We start from the raw sequence: 16379 nt of genomic DNA, 5'->3' as shown, positions 1-16379 counted from the left end.
CATAATATGTTAGACTTGTTATATATTTTGTATTTCAGTTTTTATAATTAAACAATCTATACATAAATAATAGTATATATTCATTTCCCCAAACTGGAAATCAACTACTGAAATAAGTCCACGTTCCTCAATATCTTGAGTAATTGTAGCAACATATTTCATCTCTTTCGCACAAGTTGGACACGCCAAATCCTTTGGAAGATCATCATATAATGGTACGCCTAATAATCTACATACATATTCAGAACCGAACAAGTCAAAAGCTTCCCAGTAACTATCTTCATCTGTAGGTATATCTTCATTTTTCATATTTATAAGCTTTACCGTTGTTTTTGGTAATGAAGCTGGTAACTTAATTACAGATTTAGTAATAAGCCCTTTAAAAATCCTATTATCCTTCTACTAACAAAATAAAAGCCAGCCTCAATAAAGAGAACTGACTTCTATTTGGATAATTATTGTTATTATAAAATTTTCACTTTAACAGTTTGTCTTCCCCAATTCATAGCTTTACTTTTTGAACCCATTAAAACATCAATACGATTACCTTTAATTGCACTTCCAGTATCACCAGCGATCGCTTCTCCATAGCCTTCTACCCATACTTTAGATCCTAATGGGATTACTTTCGGGTCAACTGCGATAATTCTCATATTCGGATTTGCCGTTAAATCATGCCCCATCGCAGTTAAAACGCGTCCACCATATGTACCATTTTCACTTGGATCAGCAGTATACGCTGTCGCTACTACCGTTAATTCACGTTTAGCAGACTGTATGTTGTTTTTAGATGCTTCTTTCGCTCTCTCTTCTTCTTTAGCCTTTGCTATTTCTCTTGCTCTCTCTTCTTCTTTAGCTTTTGCTATTTCTCTTGCTTTCTCTTCTTCTTTAGCTTTTGCTATTTCTCTTGCTTTCTCTTCTTCTTTAGCTTTTGCTATTTCTCTTGCTTTCTCTTCTTCTTTAGCTTTTGCTATTTCTCTTGCTTTCTCTTCTTCTTTAGCTTTTGCTATTTCTCTTGCTTTCTCTTCTTCTTTAGCTTTTGCTATTTCTCTTGCTTTCTCTTCTTCTTTAGCTTTTACTATTTCTCTTGCTTTCTCTTCTTCTTTAGCTTTTGCTTTTTCTTCTTCTTTAGCCTTTGCTATTTCTTGCACTTTCTCTTCTTCTTTAACTTTTACTTCTTCTTTGATTTTTGCCTCTTCTTTAGGCTTTACTATTTCTTGCGCTTTTTCTTCTTCTTTAACTTTTACTTCTTCTTTGACTTTTGCCTCTTCTTTAGGTTTTACTATTTCTTGCGCTTTCCCTTCTTCTTTAGGTTTTACTATTTCTTGCGCTTTCCCTTCTTCTTTAACTTTTACTACTTTTGCCTCTTCTTTAGGCTTTACTATTTCTTGTGCTTTCGTTGTTTCTTTCGCTTTTGCTACTTTCTGCGTCTTTACTTCTTTCTTTTCTTTAACTGATTTTTGTACTTTCGCTACTTGCTTCGTTTTCTCTTCAGTTTTCTTTTCAGTTGGTGCTGTACTTGATAGGAAAGAAACGTTTGCATAAGCAGTTTTTCCTTTATACTCAAATTGCAACCATCCGTCTTTTACTTGATGCGTTGATTCAATTACATCATCTTTTTTTAGTCTGCCAAGAATTTCTGAATCTGTGTTTGCTTCAGTACGTACATTTAACAAATTCGCCGTTACATGATATACATCTTTTGTAAACTCCGAACTTACAAACACTTCTTTACCATTCAACTCAATTTTTGACCAGCCATCTTCGGTATTTATGACTTTTAATTCTTGACCATTCTTTACTTTTTCGACCACTTTTGATTCTGTAGTCGGTTTTTCACGTACGTTAAGTACATCTGCTGTTACGATTGTTTCTGCGGTAGCAGTTGTGGTAAACGCTCCCAATCCAAAAACAGTTGCTGTTGCTGCGCCAATTACTTTTTTCATATTAGCCTCCATTAAATTTTTTTGAATTTTATCAAATGCCTCCGTAAAATTGTATAATTTTACATAATATCAAAACATTTGCAACAGTATATTAATATTGTTTAATATACTGTTATTAAAACTCCTTACTCCAATACTATCAAATTCTCATTTCTAATTCTATATATTATAAATCTCCTTATCTTTTATAAAAGCTCCATGCCCTTCTTCACACTAAATAGTTGTGGCAATTCCCGCCAAAAATAAACTTACGATTGCTAAAATTTGAGTAGCGACAATAGCCCCTCTTAAATGAAACTTATAATCTTTATATCCTTTCATACCTTCCGTACTAGGAATCACAACAAACCTTGGAGTAATCCAGCAAAAAATTAGCCAATCAATTATAAGTAAATCTACTAAATTGAAAATCATTAAAATACCAAAAGTGTGTAAATAGGCATCCATATACATTAACTTTTCATGCTTATGTAGTATATATGTAGAAAGGAAAGGAGTACCGAAAAGAATAGTATTATATACAATATTAAAATAAATGGTTTGCTTTTTTTCATGAATCGATTTTGGAAAAACTACTTTTTGAATATCTTTCGGATAATCAGTTAACGAAAGTCGAGGATTATAATATAAGGACCCTAAAATCATTACGGATAGTACAATAGACATGATGACACCAACGTACATCATTTGCTCAAATTGATTCATATGCTTCATTCACCCTTTTCTGTAATTACTATGATGGTCATTCACTTAATTACATATTGTATGTACGTACATAATCAAAAATTAACAACTAGCTTTAATAGCGAAGCAAAATTGTTGCAATGCAAATGCAAATTTAATACAGTGGAAGCCTAATTGATACAGATAGGACTTGTGAAACATATGAAAATTGAACATATTGCAATTTGGGTAAATGACTTAGAATGTATGCGTGATTTTTATATGAAATACTTTAATGGTAAAGCAAACTCTTTATATCATAATAAAACGAAACAATTTGAATCTTATTTTATTACGTTCGAATCTGGAGCAAGACTTGAACTTATGCGTAAAAAAGGGATTGAAAATAAGCCTAATTTAAACATAACTGGCTATGCTCATATGGCTTTTTCTGTCGGTAGTGAAGAACGTGTGAATGAACTGACAAAGGTGATAAAAGATGCTGGTTATCCTTTATTGAATGGACCACGTTTTACTGGAGATGGCTATTATGAAAGTGTAATAGGCGATCCGGAAGGTAATCAAATAGAAATTACGATTTAACTTACCCTTTTCCACCACCTCCGTATTTTTCCACCGATTAGGCGGTGCTGTTGCCGAGGTGCCAAATGAGGCGACTGCTTATTTTTACCGAAAAGCACTATCAAACATGTCAATATTTGCTACTTGGGGGCAATCAGAAGGTGCTGGTGGAAGTATTCGATGGGTTGAAGATTTCCGCTTGGCAATGCTCCCCTTTACAAAGGGTGTCTACGTTAATACACCTGACCTTTCCATTAAAAATTGGCCAGATGCATACTTCAGTTGCAGCTTTGACCGATTAATGAAAGTAAAAGCGAAATACGATCCGAAAAATGTTTTTAACTTTCCGCAAAGTATTCCGCTTTTTTAAACTATATATTCCACCTAATATATCAAAATATAAAACATCCATTTTTTTATGGGTGTTTTACAAAAAGAGTTTACATAATATAATTATTAGTTGCTTCTTTTACTAAATATCTATTCAACAATCGAAAGTAACACTTTCTCAAGGTCTTTTTTAGATAACATACTTTCGTTTATATAGCCATTCTTTTAATTGTACTTCATCCAAAGCTCCGTTCCCCTCTCATAATCCTTCACACTATATTCGCTCGTTTTTCACAAAAGGTTCATTTTACATGAAAATTTATTTATTACAATAAAAATATAAGGTATATTTTTATGAAAAGGAGGAATTCAATAATGAATACAGAGGATAAAATTCACGCTGAAAAAGTGTTAAAAAATCTATTCATCGGATCACAAGTTGATGGATTACAATTTGGTATTTCTCCAGGCGCTATAAAGATTCATTTCACAAACTTTCACGACTCAGTTGATTATGACGGACAATTATATATCAATATCGAATCCAAATGGTGTTTATTTAATAAACCTCAAAAAAGCTACCCATTAAATGAAGATGAATTTGAAGTTTATTCTGAGAAAGAAGAATATGAAAGAATATGTAAGATAAGAAGACAAAAAGTTACCGATATACAACTTGGCTTAGAAAGCCCTCATTTAATTATTACATTAGAGAGTGGACAAATTATTTTTTTAAATGGTTTTCATGATTATTATGAATGTTGGCAAGCTGGTGTCCTATGTAAGCAATGGCTTGTAGTCGCTGCACCTGGGAATGAAATCGCCACTTGGGCTCCCGATGAGTTTACCGATAAGTAAACTGTCTTCACGAAGAAGAAACGAAGATATTTTATGAAGTACTATACTAATGAACTACATACTCATTTCTATTACACGTAAACAAAATGACGATTTTACTTTAATAGAACTCACTTTATTAAAGTTGAAAGGATGATAATGATGGCATGTGTCCATGATTTTGGAATAATTGACGATTTTACTTCTCAAAAAAATTACGAAGATTATACACCAGAGAAATATCATTGTATATCTGTTGATGATGATATTATCAGTAGTTTAAATCAAAATTTATCAATTATGAAAACCTACTTCCATACAGTCAAAAATCAGAAATACGGTTTAGCTTATTGTGGTATTACAATTATCCCGCCTGAATCATTAGCAATTTTCTATGAAACAGTTACATCCTCAAAGTTCTTCAGAAAATCTGATGAGCTGAATGAGTTAGCTTCAAAAATTGTACAAGCTGCAGCAGAACAGAAGTACATGATCCATTATGGGGTTTAAATGTAATTCAAAAAATGCTTAGGATTTCTCCGAAGCATTTTTTGTATGTTACTAATACATTTATTCCTTAACCATTTAGTCAATGCTTGAGCCTATGGCCCCATCTTTTACAAGTGAGGGCGCCCCTATTAATCTAAATAAGCGTCTCATTTCCAATCTTCCAGCTAAACCATCTCCCATGCCCTTCTGTTTCTCCAACCGTTTCACGATATTCGTTTCCGTTAATATAATAATCAATATGAAGGTCACGATCCCACATGTTGTTATACAGGTGGAATACATCACGTTTTGCGCCAATTTCTTGTATTTGTTTTTCTAACTTATGTTTTACTTGTTCTGGTATTTGATTTGCAACATGTGTATGGAAAATACAAATAACAGCTTCTTCACTTATTTGTTCAATAATAGATGATAATAGCTCTACACCGTCTCCTTCTATTAATTGGACAGATTCATTTTTCACTAAAGATGCAGCTTGATCAAACATCTCAAGCCTTTCTTTATGTTCTGGCCAAATTAAAGCACGTAACCATAAATAATCTTCCTCATTATGTAAATCATTCACATGTAAGTCCAGTCCGATTCTTTCTACGACAGATGGGCTTTCTTTTAGAAAATGCGGCACATTCGTCCCTCTTATTTCAGAAGTTACATGCACATTTGAATTTATATTTCCGTACATTTCATCCGTCCCGTACGAATAACTATATTGGTCCCAGAACAGTTGCAACCCAGAACTTGTCCCAATTTCAATTAACGCTAACGGCTTCTTCACTTTGTTAAATATGTAGCAGAAACTTGGGTATAAGTATGCGCACCGTCTTACTTCATTTGTTTGAACGAGTTTCGTTTGTAACAAAGTAATGATTTCTTCTCGGTACTCTTTACAGAAATCTTTAAAATGATTAAAAGCTTTATCTAAATTTGTATCAGTATTTTCAACTAAACTACTATAATACGTTTTTAAATGATGTTCTTTCCCTGCTAGCAATAAATAATGTACTGCACCTAATAGTAAGTTTGGGACTGGTTGACCTACCTGAGCATAGGACGATAGTGTAAGTACTTCCTCATCTTCAGCAATTTTCATTGATAAATATTCATATAAATCACTTGACCCTTTACATTCCTTTATTGAAAAGTTTCGAAATAAGTTTGAAATTTGTTCTTTTGTACACATTAGAGTCCCTCCTTTTTATTTTTCAGAATAATCTTACCATTACAGAAAGAATAATCCTATAAAAAGGTACTCGATTTAGTCACTTAAGGATACGTAAGCTTTTTCGAGATAATTTCAAACTGTAATTTTTTTCTATTTATCACCTTAAAAGAGCTTGTTAAATAAGATTTTTAGCGAATAAAACGTTAAATAGTTTAAAATTATCAGATAACACTAGATATTTTAGTCTATTAATTATTATAATAGAGTATGAGATGGTTATATAATTGAGACAAAAAAGGTATACACCTAGGTGGGGCCTAGGCGGTGTTTCTCTTTTACGGCTTAGACATAGAAAACACCTACACTTTTTTGCCAATATAGGGGATGGAGAGATTATCATGAGCAACATGCAGCAAAAAACAGACGTTATCTTAATTGGTGCAGGAATTATGAGTGCAACGTTAGGCTCATTACTAAAAGAATTAGCACCAGAATGGGAAATTAAAGTTTTTGAAAAACTCGCAAGTGCCGGGGAAGAAAGCTCTAACGAATGGAATAATGCAGGTACAGGGCATTCTGCGCTATGCGAACTGAACTATACTTCCGAAAAAGCTGACGGATCTATAGATATTAGTAAGGCTGTAAAAGTGAATGAGCAATTCCAGCTTTCAAGACAATTTTGGGCATATCTTGTAAAGAGCAAATTAATTCGTAATCCACAAGATTTTATTATGCCACTACCTCATATGAGTTTAGTACAAGGGGAAAAAAATGTTGAGTTTCTAAAAAACCGTTTTGAAGCGCTTTCAAAAAATCCACTGTTTCAAGGAATGGAATTTTCTGATGCTCCTGAAACATTAAAAAGATGGCTTCCACTCATTATGGAAGGTCGCACATCTAATGAACCGATGGCGGCAACGAAGATTGACTCTGGAACAGATGTTAACTTCGGTGCATTAACACGTATGTTGTTTGATTACTTAAAAACAAAAAATGTCGAGCTAAACTACAAGCATAGTGTCGAAAATATTAAGCGCACGAAAAATGGTTTGTGGGAAGTAAAAGTACACGATATGAATAGTGGTAAAATTGAGCATCATACTGCTAAATTCGTCTTTATTGGCGGCGGTGGCGGTAGCCTACCTCTACTTCAAAAGACTGGTATCCCTGAATCAAAGCATATCGGTGGCTTCCCAGTAAGTGGACTATTTATGGTATGTAAAAACCAAAAAGTTGTAGAGCAGCATCATGCGAAAGTGTACGGTAAAGCTAAAGTTGGCGCTCCGCCAATGTCTGTACCTCATCTAGATACGAGATATATAGACAATAAAAAAGCTTTACTGTTTGGACCATTCGCAGGCTTCTCACCTAAATTCTTAAAAACTGGCTCAAATCTTGACTTAATCGGTTCTGTAAAACCGAATAACGTCTTAACGATGTTAGCCGCTGGTGTAAAAGAAATGGGACTTACAAAATACTTAATTCAGCAAGTTATGTTATCACATGAAAAACGTATGGAAGAATTACGCGAATTCATTCCGAACGCGAAAAGTGAAGATTGGGATATTGTAGTTGCTGGACAACGTGTACAAGTAATTAAAGATACTGATGCTGGCGGTAAAGGAACACTTCAATTTGGTACAGAAGTAGTAAGTGCAGCTGACGGCTCAATCGCCGCATTACTAGGCGCATCACCAGGTGCTTCTACTGCTGTTCACGTCATGCTTGAAGTATTAGAAAAATGTTTCCCAAGCCGCATGGTAGAATGGGAAGAAAAAATAAAAGAAATGATTCCTTCATATGGCATTTCACTAACTGAAAATCCAAGATTGTTCCAAGATCTTCACACTTCTACTGGTCGTACACTTGGATTAAACGAAAAAGAAACTGTTCATAATTAATGAAGAAATAAAAAAACGTCCGATATATTCGGACGTTTTTTTGTCTACTAAAAATTATACTTATCAATATTATCTTTCGTAAATACAACTCGTTCTGGTAATACGATAATTCCATTCCCTTCTGCCTCATAATCATATCCTTGAATGGAGTTTGGCTCTACCTTCACTTTTCCAATTCCTTTTACTTCGAAGCTATCCCCTACTTTTAACTTCTTCTCTTTTACAACAATTTCATTTGCTACATACGTTGCGAGAGCACCTTGTTGTTTTACATCCCATAAACCAAATTGTGCTACTGTTCCTCGTTTTACGTAATCACGCATAACGTTTGGTGTAGAGAAGCCAGTTACGACAACCTTTTTATCCATTTTTAAATTTTCAGCCGCTTGTGCCATTGCCGGAAGTGCCGTTGCATCTGGACAAATGACTGCGTTAATATCAGGATACGTTTTTAAAATATTCTCTCCTACTGACAAAGACTTTTGCGCATTATTTTCACCGTACTGCGTCGTTACAATTTCCCAGTTCGGATATTTCTTTTTAATAATTTCTTTCGCTTTCGTTACCCACTGGTTTTGATCCGTTACTGTCGGGCTAGAATAAAAGAAGGCTACTTTTCCTTTATCTCCAATTTGCTTTGAAGTCATTTCTATTAATAAATTAGCAAGTTGGTCTGGTGTTCCTTGGCTTATATAAAAAGAACGATCTTTCGGATTCACATCAGAATCCCATGTTAATACCGTCATCCCTTTTTTCTTAGCACGTTGCAGTGATTGCGATAACCCATCCACTGACGTAGATGAAACCATAAGTGCATCATAGTTTTGATTAATGAAATTGTTTATATATTTAACTTGCCCTGAAACACTCGCTTCAGACGGTCCATCATACTTCACTTGCACGCCTAACTTATCTCCCATCTCTTTTGCCCCTTCACCACCCGATGTGAAGAAACCAACCCCTGTTAATTTCGGAATAAATGCAAATTTCACATCATCAACCTTTTTCTTATCTGCCGTTTGGCTAGAACACGCAATTAAACCGATTAAACAAATACATACAATCAATACAATCCCCAGTTTTCTCTTCATGACATTTCCCCCTTATGCAAATTCTTTCTTTTCTCCGCTAAGAATTGATGTAATTTGAAATGTCTCATAATAACTGAAAGAATAAGGATAATACCTATTACTACATTGGATTGTTCATTTGTTAAACCCGTCATTTGCAAGCCATACTGCATGAGCCCAATGAAAATACTCGCCAGTACAGTACCAATAATGCTTCCTTTTCCGCCTGTAATAAGTGTACCGCCTAAGACGACTGCTGTAATGATTGGTAAAATTGTTTCACTTCCCATATCAGCACGTGCGGAACCGAAGTAGGCAGTTAAGAAAGCGCCTCCTAATCCACCTCCTAACCCTGAAAGTATGTAAGCAATAATGACTACTTTTTTCGTTTTAATCCCAGTGTATTTTGCTGCATTTTCGTTCGCACCTGTTAATTTTACATGGCGCCCGTATATAGTTCGATGAAATAACACAGTACATAAAACTGTTAATACGATCAGTAGCCATAATAAATTCGGTATTCCTATAAAACTACCATTTGCCAGTTGTACAAATACGTCTGGTAAACCGCTTATTCCTTCATACCCAGAAGCACCTGCCCCTCCTGAAATGACGAGGGCAATTCCCCCGTATAAAAACATCGTTCCGAGTGTAACGACGAGTGGTTCTACATCCGTCATTTTTATAATGAGTCCGTTTAAAGCGCCTGCTAAACAACTAATTATTAGGGCGATTATAACAGCAAACAAAATAGGTATTCCGTTCATCCAAAGTACACCGATTAAGATCGAAGTGAGCCCCATTATTGAGCCGATCGATACATCAATTCCTCCTGTTACTATAACAAAAGTCATTGGTATCGCCGCAATTGCGATAAATAAGAAATCATTTGTACTAAAAAGGAGATTACTAATATTTAAGAAATCACTATTTATTAAACTAAAAAGGATGAATTCTACAAGAAGTAATACAATTAGAACCCCTTCCCATCTATATACATACTTCATAGATTCATCCTCCTTTCTGCCTTCCACTTTTTCATAACACTATCTAATATGATGATAAGTAATAATAAAAAACCTGAAATAGCATTATTCCAAAATGCTGGTATTTTTAAAAAGACGAGTGAGCTACTTATTGTTTCTAAAAATAACGCTCCTAATGCAGCTCCAAATAAAGATCCTGTTCCTCCTTTTAAGTGAATTCCTCCTAGTACAGCGGCTGCGATTACTTGTAATTCTAATCCTGTACCTGTTTGATTTGGCACGAAACCGATATTCATAACAAATATGCAACCAGCGATCGCAGCGCTTATGCCTGAAATCATAAACGCATATATCTTCACTTTATTAACAGGTATACCAATAAGCCTCGCGCCATCTTCATTATCACCTACCGCATAAAAGTATCTTCCCAATGGCACTTTTCTTAAAAAGAAGTATAGTAGTAGTAAAATAATAAGAACGAACCATACAGTTATAGGTAAACCAAGAATGATGATAGATGGCAGCTGCTTAAAATCGTTTGGAATATCTTCAATCCACTTCCCGCCTGTGAAAATTAACATTGTACCTCTAATAATTCCTAACATGCCTAATGTCATAATAATGGCTGGTACCCGAAACTTCGCAACTCCAATACCATTTACGAAACCAATAATAGCCCCAAGTATAATAGCTACAAATATCGACAAGAATGCACTATACCCATTCGTTAACATCATTCCGCAAACTGCTGCACTTAACCCCATGCTTGAACCAACTGATACATCTATATTTTTCGTAAATAAGACGAACGATTGACCGATTGCTAGCACGACTAAAATAACGCTTGATTTCATCAGTAAAGATAACGAGTTAAATTGAATAAAACTAGGGTTTATCATTCCTACAATAGCTATATAAATTAGTAGTAACAGTATGATAGACGTTTCATGCATTTTTAACATATGTTTCATTCCGCTACACCTCCGTATGCAAGGCGTGTAACTTCATTCACACTCAGTTGTTCTTTTTCCATATGAGAAACAAATCGCCCATTTCTCATTACATATACACGGTTTACTAATTGGACAATTTCTTCAACATCTGAAGAGATTAATAAAATTGCGAGTCCTTTCCTTTTCATTTTTTTTATCGTCTCATACACTTCAAGCCTTGCTTTCGCATCAATTCCGCGAGTCGGCTCATCAAGAATAATAATTTTAGGATTACATGCAAGATACTTCGCAAGCACGACCTTCTGCTGATTACCTCCTGATAAAGATGCCAGTTCTTTATTCATATTCTGTACAACAATTCGGAACTGTTCTATAAACGAATTAACTAAAGCGCTTTCTTTTTCTTGATTTATAAAAAAGCGATTATTTTGATATAAACTTGCTGCTGCAATATTTTCTTTAACAGAAGCAATTGAGAAAATTCCATTCCTCGCTCTATCCTCTGGCACATAAACTAGTCCTTCGTCTAGCCTTTTATGCAAAGAACACGTATCAATTGATTTTCCACCCAATAAGATAGACCCTGATTTTATAGTTTTCAATCCAAATATCGCTTCTGCTAATTCCGTTCTGCCAGATCCTATAATGCCAGCAACACCTACAACCTCACCCGCATGTACAGTGAATGATATATTCTCGAATGCGTGACCATTTATATCAACCACTTCTAATATTTTTTTCGTCTTTACTGTCTCTTGAACTACTTCTATTTTCTCTTTCTGTTTATATCCTTTTGGCAATAGTCCCTCCATCAGCATGTCATATGTATAGTCACATACATCACCTTGGCTTACAACCATTCCATCACGTAGTATTGCTACTTTGTTGGCAATTTCAAAGATTTCTGGAAAACGATGTGTAATATAAATCATCCCGATTCCTTTTTCTTGTAAACTTTTCATCAACACAAAAAGACTCTTAATTTCGTGTGTTGTTAATGTCGATGTTGGCTCATCTAGAATAAGAATCTCAGCTTCTCTTATTAATCCTCTAACGATTTCTACTAACTGTTGTTGCGCAATCGATAATGTTCCTCCTAGTTTATTAAGGTCAATATCCCATCCTAAGCTGCTAATCAATTGCTGAATCTGTACTTTTAGTTTCTTTTTCTTTTCTTTTAACCCGATACACATATTTTCTTCAATAGTCATATGCGGAAAAATGAGTGGTTCTTGCGGTATTAAATAAATACCTTTTCGGTGTGCTTCTGATGGATTTGAAAACTGTTGCTTCATTCCTTTTACATACATCTCTCCATCATCATACGAATATAACCCCGTTAATATTTTCATTAATGTTGATTTCCCGGCGCCATTTCCCCCCACTAAAGCGTATATATCTCCGCGCTCTACTTGTAAGTTCACTTCTTTTAATACAAGTTGATTTAAAAACGCCTTACTCATTTTCTTTACTTGTAATAAAGGTACGTTCTCCACATGATGTCACCTGCCTTTATCCAGAACATTTTTTGAGAAAATGATTATTTGTTCTACTTGTTTTGTAGCATTGTATATTCCTTTTTTTATATCTAGAACACTTTTTTCTACGTACTATTAATCGTTTCAACTGGAATAAACAAAATATATGGTACATATGTTTAAGCTGTGGTCAATTGTTGAAAGGGATGAAGAGTATGACTCAGCTGAACTTTGAAGAAAATTTATTAACTAAAGTAGCTTGGTACTATTATAAAGACCAATTAACACAACAGGAGATCGCGTCACTTCTTCATATTTCAAGAAATAAAGTCGTCCGGTTATTAGATAAAGCGCGGAGTGAAGGTATCGTTACATTTCACGTAAAAGGGACTGGTTTGCACTGTTTAAGTATTGAGCGTGACCTAATGAAAAAATTCCACTTAAAAGATGCTTTTATTATCCCTACCCCAGTAAACAATTATCACGCTTCTCTCGGAAAAGCTGCTGCACAATATTTAGAAACTCATCTCCAGCAAGGCGATTTACTCGGTATTGGCTGGGGAGAAACAATTAGCAAAATGCTAGAAAACATTCATTTTGAAAGTTCTATCAACCTTTCAATCGTAACGCTCACAGGCGGGGTAAATCACTATCTCCCGAGAAAACAAAACTATTTACACTACATGCAAGGCGAACTTCACATTATCCCTACGCCGTTTCTAGCGTCTACAACCGAAATGGCACAAAGTATTCTATCAGAACCGAGCGTAAAAGATATGCTTCAAGTCGCTTCACTTGCTCATACGGCTGTTGTCGGTATTGGGGGATTATCTCAAGACGCTACGATTGTAAAAGAAGAAAAATTAACACTACGTGAGATGACATATATTCGTAGTCAAAACGGTGCTGGCGATATTTTAGGACAGTTTTATAATACAAATGGCGATTTATTAGAGCTCTCGCATCACAATCGTCTAATTGGCACGCCCCTCTCTATTTTGCGCAATATGAAGCATGTCGTCGGTGTTGCTGGAGGTACTGAAAAGATAGATGCAATTTATGGTGCCTTAAAAGGAAAGTTTATTCATTCATTAATTACCGATGAGGAAACTGCCCTCTCCTTATTACGAAAGGATGGTGATTGTTAATGTCCCATTTATTAGCTTTCGATGCTGGTACAGGGAGCATTCGAGCAGTTCTTTTTGATTTACATGGTAATCAAATTGCAGTAAGTCAAAAAGAATGGATTCACAAATCTGACCTTCGTTATCCAGGCTCTATGAACTTTGATGTAGTAGAAAATTGGAAGCTAGTACAAGAATGTACGAAAGAGGTGCTTCAAAAAAGCAACACTCCTGCCTCTTCTATTCTTGCTATTAGCGCTACAAGTATGCGAGAAGGATTTGTTTTATATGATCAAGATGGGCAAGAAATATGGGCGTGTGCAAATGTTGATGGGCGCGCATCCGTCGAAGTTAGTGAATTAAAAGAAATTCGGTCACATCTTGAAAAAGATTTATATACAAAGTCTGGTCAAACTTTTTCATTAGGTGCTTTACCACGCCTACTCTGGATAAAAAAACATGAACCCGACGTCTATAATAATATTCACTCTTTTACAATGTTAAACGATTGGATTTTATATAAACTAAGCAGCGTACTACAAATTGATCCCTCAAACGGATGCACGTCAGGTATTTTTGACTTACAAAATAGAGTGTGGGATAACGATGTCGCTAAGGAGTGCGGTCTATCTTTGCCATTTTCACCAACAGTAAATGAAGCTGGTACAGTAATTGGCAACGTTACAAAAGAGTGTGCAGCATTAACTGGATTACGTGAAGGGATTCCTGTCGTCGCCGGGGGTGGAGATGCTCAAATGGCATCGCTCGGAACAGGAATCGTGAAACCGAATCAAACGTTAATATGCGGGGGTAGCTTTTGGCAACAAGAAGTGAATGTTACTGAGCCAATAACAGATCCACATGCTGCGATTCGAGTAAATTGTCACGTTGTTCCGAACCTATGGCAATATGAAACAATCGCCTTTTTCCCAGGTCTCGTTATGCGCTGGTTTCGAGACGCTTTTTGCCAAGAAGAAAAGAAACTTGCTGATAAACTCGGTGTAGATGCTTATGAATTACTAGAAGAACAAGCGAAAGACGTACCTGTCGGTTCACATGGCATTATCCCTACTTTTTCAAACGTTATGAACTACATTTCTTGGCGTCATGCCGCACCTTCTTTTTTAAATTTAAGTTTAGACGCTGACAAATGCGGAAAAAAAGAACTGTTTCGTGCTATTGAAGAAAATGCAGCCTTCATTACACTTGGAAACTTAAAATTAATAAAAAATCTAACTGGCACATTCCCTTCTGAAGTTATTTTTGCTGGCGGTGCCGCTAAAGGAAAACTATGGCCACAAATTCTATCAGACGTACTCGGTATTCCTGTAAAAGTACCTGTTGTGAAAGAAGCAGCTGCTTTAGGAACTGCGATTGCTGCTGGAGTTGGTGCTGGCATATATTCATCTATGGAAGAAACTGCCGAAGAGTTTGTACAGTGGGAGCAAACATTCGAACCAGTTACTGAAAATCACGAACTATATAAAGAGTTCTATGAAACATGGAAAACTGTATATGACAGTCAGCTCGCTTTAGCTGATAAAGGGCTCACCTCACATATGTGGATTGCGCCTGGTGCACTGTAACACATTACATAAAGGAGTGAACTGTATGTTAAAAGCGAATGAAAATGACTTCTCCTATCGCTTCGGTGATAACGGGCCGAAATATTTAATACAAGGTCCAAATATTGATCTTGGCCTTGTTGTCATTCAACCGGGCCAGGAGTTTCAAAACCATTATCATACGACGTGCGAAGAGGTCTTTTATGCATTAGAAGGTGAAATAGATTTCTATGTGAATAATGAAAGAGTTCCAATTAAACAAGGTGATGTCCTGCAAGTTCGTCCTCATGAATCTCACTATCTTATTAACCATTCTGACAAACCTTTTAAAGCTGTTTTTATTAAGTCACCACATTTACCAAATAAAGATACTGTACAAACGGAAAATCCAACATTAACGAAGGAGTGATTTGGAATGACTTGGGGATTTAAAAATCGATTAAATACAATTTTACCTGATGGTAGAGCGGTTATGTTAGCAATAGATCACGGTTATTTCTTAGGACCAATTCACGGACTAGAACAACCACTTGAAACAGTAAAAAACTTACTTCCTTATACAGACTCCCTCTTTTTAACGCGTGGTGTACTTAGCTCCTGTATTCCTGAAAACTGCAGCACACCGATGGTTATGCGTGTATCTGGCGGCGCTACTGTCGTCGGTAAAGATTTAGCGAATGAAACAATTGTTACACCTGTAAAAGAAGCAGTGAAGCAAAACGCAATTGGCGTTGGCGTTTCTGTTTTTGTCGGATCAGACTATGAAACACAAACTGTTTCGAATCTCGCAAATGTAGTCTCTGAAGCTCACGATTACGGCCTACCCGTACTCGGCATTACCGCAGTCGCAAAAGAATTACAAAAACGTGAAGCTCGCTTTCTAGCACTTGCTTCCCGCGTATGTGTTGAAATGGGTGCTGATATTATTAAAACGTATTACTGCGAAGGATTCGAAAAAATAACGAGCACATGCCCTGCCCCAGTCGTCATCGCAGGTGGCCCAAAACTAGATTCAATTGAAGACGCATTAAACATTACGTACAATGCGCTGCAAGAAGGCGCAATTGGAGTAGACATGGGCCGAAACATATGGCAATCCGAGCACCCAGCTGCGATGATTCAAGCGATACATGGCATTGTGAAGAATGGATTGAATGTGAAAGAGGCGCTTGAACTTTATGATGATGTGAAGAATTAATGTGAAAAGACAGACTATTTATTAGTCTGTCTTTTTTACTTTACAGTGAAACTTTCTTAATCCGTCTTCTAATA

16 protein-coding genes and 1 pseudogene are annotated in these 16379 nt (G+C 35.8%); 9 read left to right on the top strand and 8 right to left on the bottom strand.

What is annotated here, in order from left to right; all coding sequences use genetic code 11:
* Nucleotides 1–18: 18 nt before the first annotated feature.
* The 3 genes and pseudogenes from HMAS_RS09650 to HMAS_RS09640 form a co-directional block, all read right to left on the bottom strand.
* Nucleotides 19–354 (bottom strand): annotated as a pseudogene (locus HMAS_RS09650) (hypothetical protein); the annotation flags it as partial.
* Nucleotides 355–464: 110 nt separating this feature from the next.
* Nucleotides 465–1946 carry a cell wall-binding protein EntB gene (entB, locus tag HMAS_RS09645; protein WP_236782116.1) on the bottom strand — a complete coding sequence of 494 codons (1482 nt, stop codon included), beginning with the start codon at nucleotides 1944–1946 and terminating at the stop codon, nucleotides 465–467.
* A gap of 213 nt (nucleotides 1947–2159) precedes the next feature.
* Nucleotides 2160–2651 carry a hypothetical protein gene (locus HMAS_RS09640; protein ID WP_001071243.1) on the bottom strand — a complete coding sequence of 164 codons (492 nt, stop codon included), beginning with the start codon at nucleotides 2649–2651 and terminating at the stop codon, nucleotides 2160–2162.
* 180 nt (nucleotides 2652–2831) lie between these two features.
* Between HMAS_RS09640 and HMAS_RS09635 the strand changes: the two genes are divergently transcribed.
* From HMAS_RS09635 to HMAS_RS09620, 4 genes are all read left to right on the top strand, one after another.
* Nucleotides 2832–3212: a VOC family protein gene (locus HMAS_RS09635; RefSeq protein ID WP_000687534.1), complete on the top strand. Its 381-nt coding sequence runs from the start codon at nucleotides 2832–2834 to the stop codon at nucleotides 3210–3212.
* A 58-nt stretch (nucleotides 3213–3270) separates the two neighbouring features.
* Nucleotides 3271–3561 carry a BBE domain-containing protein gene (locus tag HMAS_RS09630; RefSeq protein ID WP_001132392.1) on the top strand — a complete coding sequence of 97 codons (291 nt, stop codon included), beginning with the start codon at nucleotides 3271–3273 and terminating at the stop codon, nucleotides 3559–3561.
* Nucleotides 3562–3896: 335 nt separating this feature from the next.
* The gene (locus HMAS_RS09625) at nucleotides 3897–4379 is read left to right on the top strand and encodes a hypothetical protein (RefSeq protein WP_001090914.1); all 483 of its coding nucleotides are present in this window, start codon (nucleotides 3897–3899) and stop codon (nucleotides 4377–4379) included.
* A 138-nt stretch (nucleotides 4380–4517) separates the two neighbouring features.
* Entirely contained in the window at nucleotides 4518–4868 is a 351-nt protein-coding gene (locus HMAS_RS09620) for a hypothetical protein (protein WP_001999997.1), read from the top strand.
* Nucleotides 4869–5001: 133 nt separating this feature from the next.
* On the opposite strand, the gene HMAS_RS09615 is transcribed toward HMAS_RS09620, so the two are convergent.
* A complete protein-coding gene (locus HMAS_RS09615; RefSeq protein ID WP_000337442.1) occupies nucleotides 5002–6048 on the bottom strand; it encodes a DUF2332 domain-containing protein in 1047 nt (348 codons plus the stop codon).
* A 380-nt stretch (nucleotides 6049–6428) separates the two neighbouring features.
* Between HMAS_RS09615 and HMAS_RS09610 the strand changes: the two genes are divergently transcribed.
* The gene (locus HMAS_RS09610) at nucleotides 6429–7931 is read left to right on the top strand and encodes a malate:quinone oxidoreductase (RefSeq protein ID WP_000069139.1); all 1503 of its coding nucleotides are present in this window, start codon (nucleotides 6429–6431) and stop codon (nucleotides 7929–7931) included.
* 47 nt (nucleotides 7932–7978) lie between these two features.
* On the opposite strand, the gene lsrB is transcribed toward HMAS_RS09610, so the two are convergent.
* The 4 genes from lsrB to HMAS_RS09590 are packed head-to-tail and all read right to left on the bottom strand — an operon-like array spanning nucleotide 7979 to nucleotide 12436.
* Nucleotides 7979–9022 carry an autoinducer 2 ABC transporter substrate-binding protein LsrB gene (lsrB, locus tag HMAS_RS09605; protein ID WP_000823664.1) on the bottom strand — a complete coding sequence of 348 codons (1044 nt, stop codon included), beginning with the start codon at nucleotides 9020–9022 and terminating at the stop codon, nucleotides 7979–7981.
* Complete coding sequence (locus tag HMAS_RS09600; protein ID WP_000878526.1) at nucleotides 9019–10008, bottom strand: ABC transporter permease; 990 nt, start codon at nucleotides 10006–10008, stop codon at nucleotides 9019–9021. The genes lsrB and HMAS_RS09600 overlap by 4 nt, the downstream gene beginning before the upstream one ends.
* On the bottom strand, nucleotides 10005–10958 hold the full coding sequence (locus HMAS_RS09595; protein ID WP_025710051.1) for an ABC transporter permease subunit: 954 nt from the start codon (nucleotides 10956–10958) through the stop codon (nucleotides 10005–10007). The genes HMAS_RS09600 and HMAS_RS09595 overlap by 4 nt, the downstream gene beginning before the upstream one ends.
* On the bottom strand, nucleotides 10955–12436 hold the full coding sequence (locus HMAS_RS09590) for a sugar ABC transporter ATP-binding protein (protein ID WP_000432611.1): 1482 nt from the start codon (nucleotides 12434–12436) through the stop codon (nucleotides 10955–10957). Before HMAS_RS09590 ends, HMAS_RS09595 begins: the two co-directional genes overlap by 4 nt.
* Before the next feature lie 197 nt (nucleotides 12437–12633).
* On the opposite strand from HMAS_RS09590, the gene HMAS_RS09585 reads away from it, so the two are divergent.
* From HMAS_RS09585 to lsrF, 4 genes are read left to right on the top strand one after another with little or no spacing between them, the layout of a single operon-like run.
* Nucleotides 12634–13566 carry a sugar-binding transcriptional regulator gene (locus HMAS_RS09585; protein WP_000192709.1) on the top strand — a complete coding sequence of 311 codons (933 nt, stop codon included), beginning with the start codon at nucleotides 12634–12636 and terminating at the stop codon, nucleotides 13564–13566.
* A complete protein-coding gene (gene lsrK / locus HMAS_RS09580) occupies nucleotides 13566–15128 on the top strand; it encodes an autoinducer-2 kinase (RefSeq protein ID WP_000018812.1) in 1563 nt (520 codons plus the stop codon). Before HMAS_RS09585 ends, lsrK begins: the two co-directional genes overlap by 1 nt.
* A 25-nt stretch (nucleotides 15129–15153) precedes the next feature.
* Nucleotides 15154–15516 carry a cupin domain-containing protein gene (locus HMAS_RS09575; RefSeq protein WP_000909986.1) on the top strand — a complete coding sequence of 121 codons (363 nt, stop codon included), beginning with the start codon at nucleotides 15154–15156 and terminating at the stop codon, nucleotides 15514–15516.
* Between the two features lie 6 nt (nucleotides 15517–15522).
* The gene (gene lsrF, locus HMAS_RS09570; RefSeq protein ID WP_000219772.1) at nucleotides 15523–16305 is read left to right on the top strand and encodes a 3-hydroxy-5-phosphonooxypentane-2,4-dione thiolase; all 783 of its coding nucleotides are present in this window, start codon (nucleotides 15523–15525) and stop codon (nucleotides 16303–16305) included.
* Nucleotides 16306–16379: the final 74 nt, after the last annotated feature.

This window comes from Bacillus sp. HMA207 (assembly GCF_003402455.1).
In the GTDB taxonomy this organism is placed as follows: domain Bacteria; phylum Bacillota; class Bacilli; order Bacillales; family Bacillaceae_G; genus Bacillus_A; species Bacillus_A cereus.
This window is presented reverse-complemented; position numbering and strand designations above follow the sequence as displayed.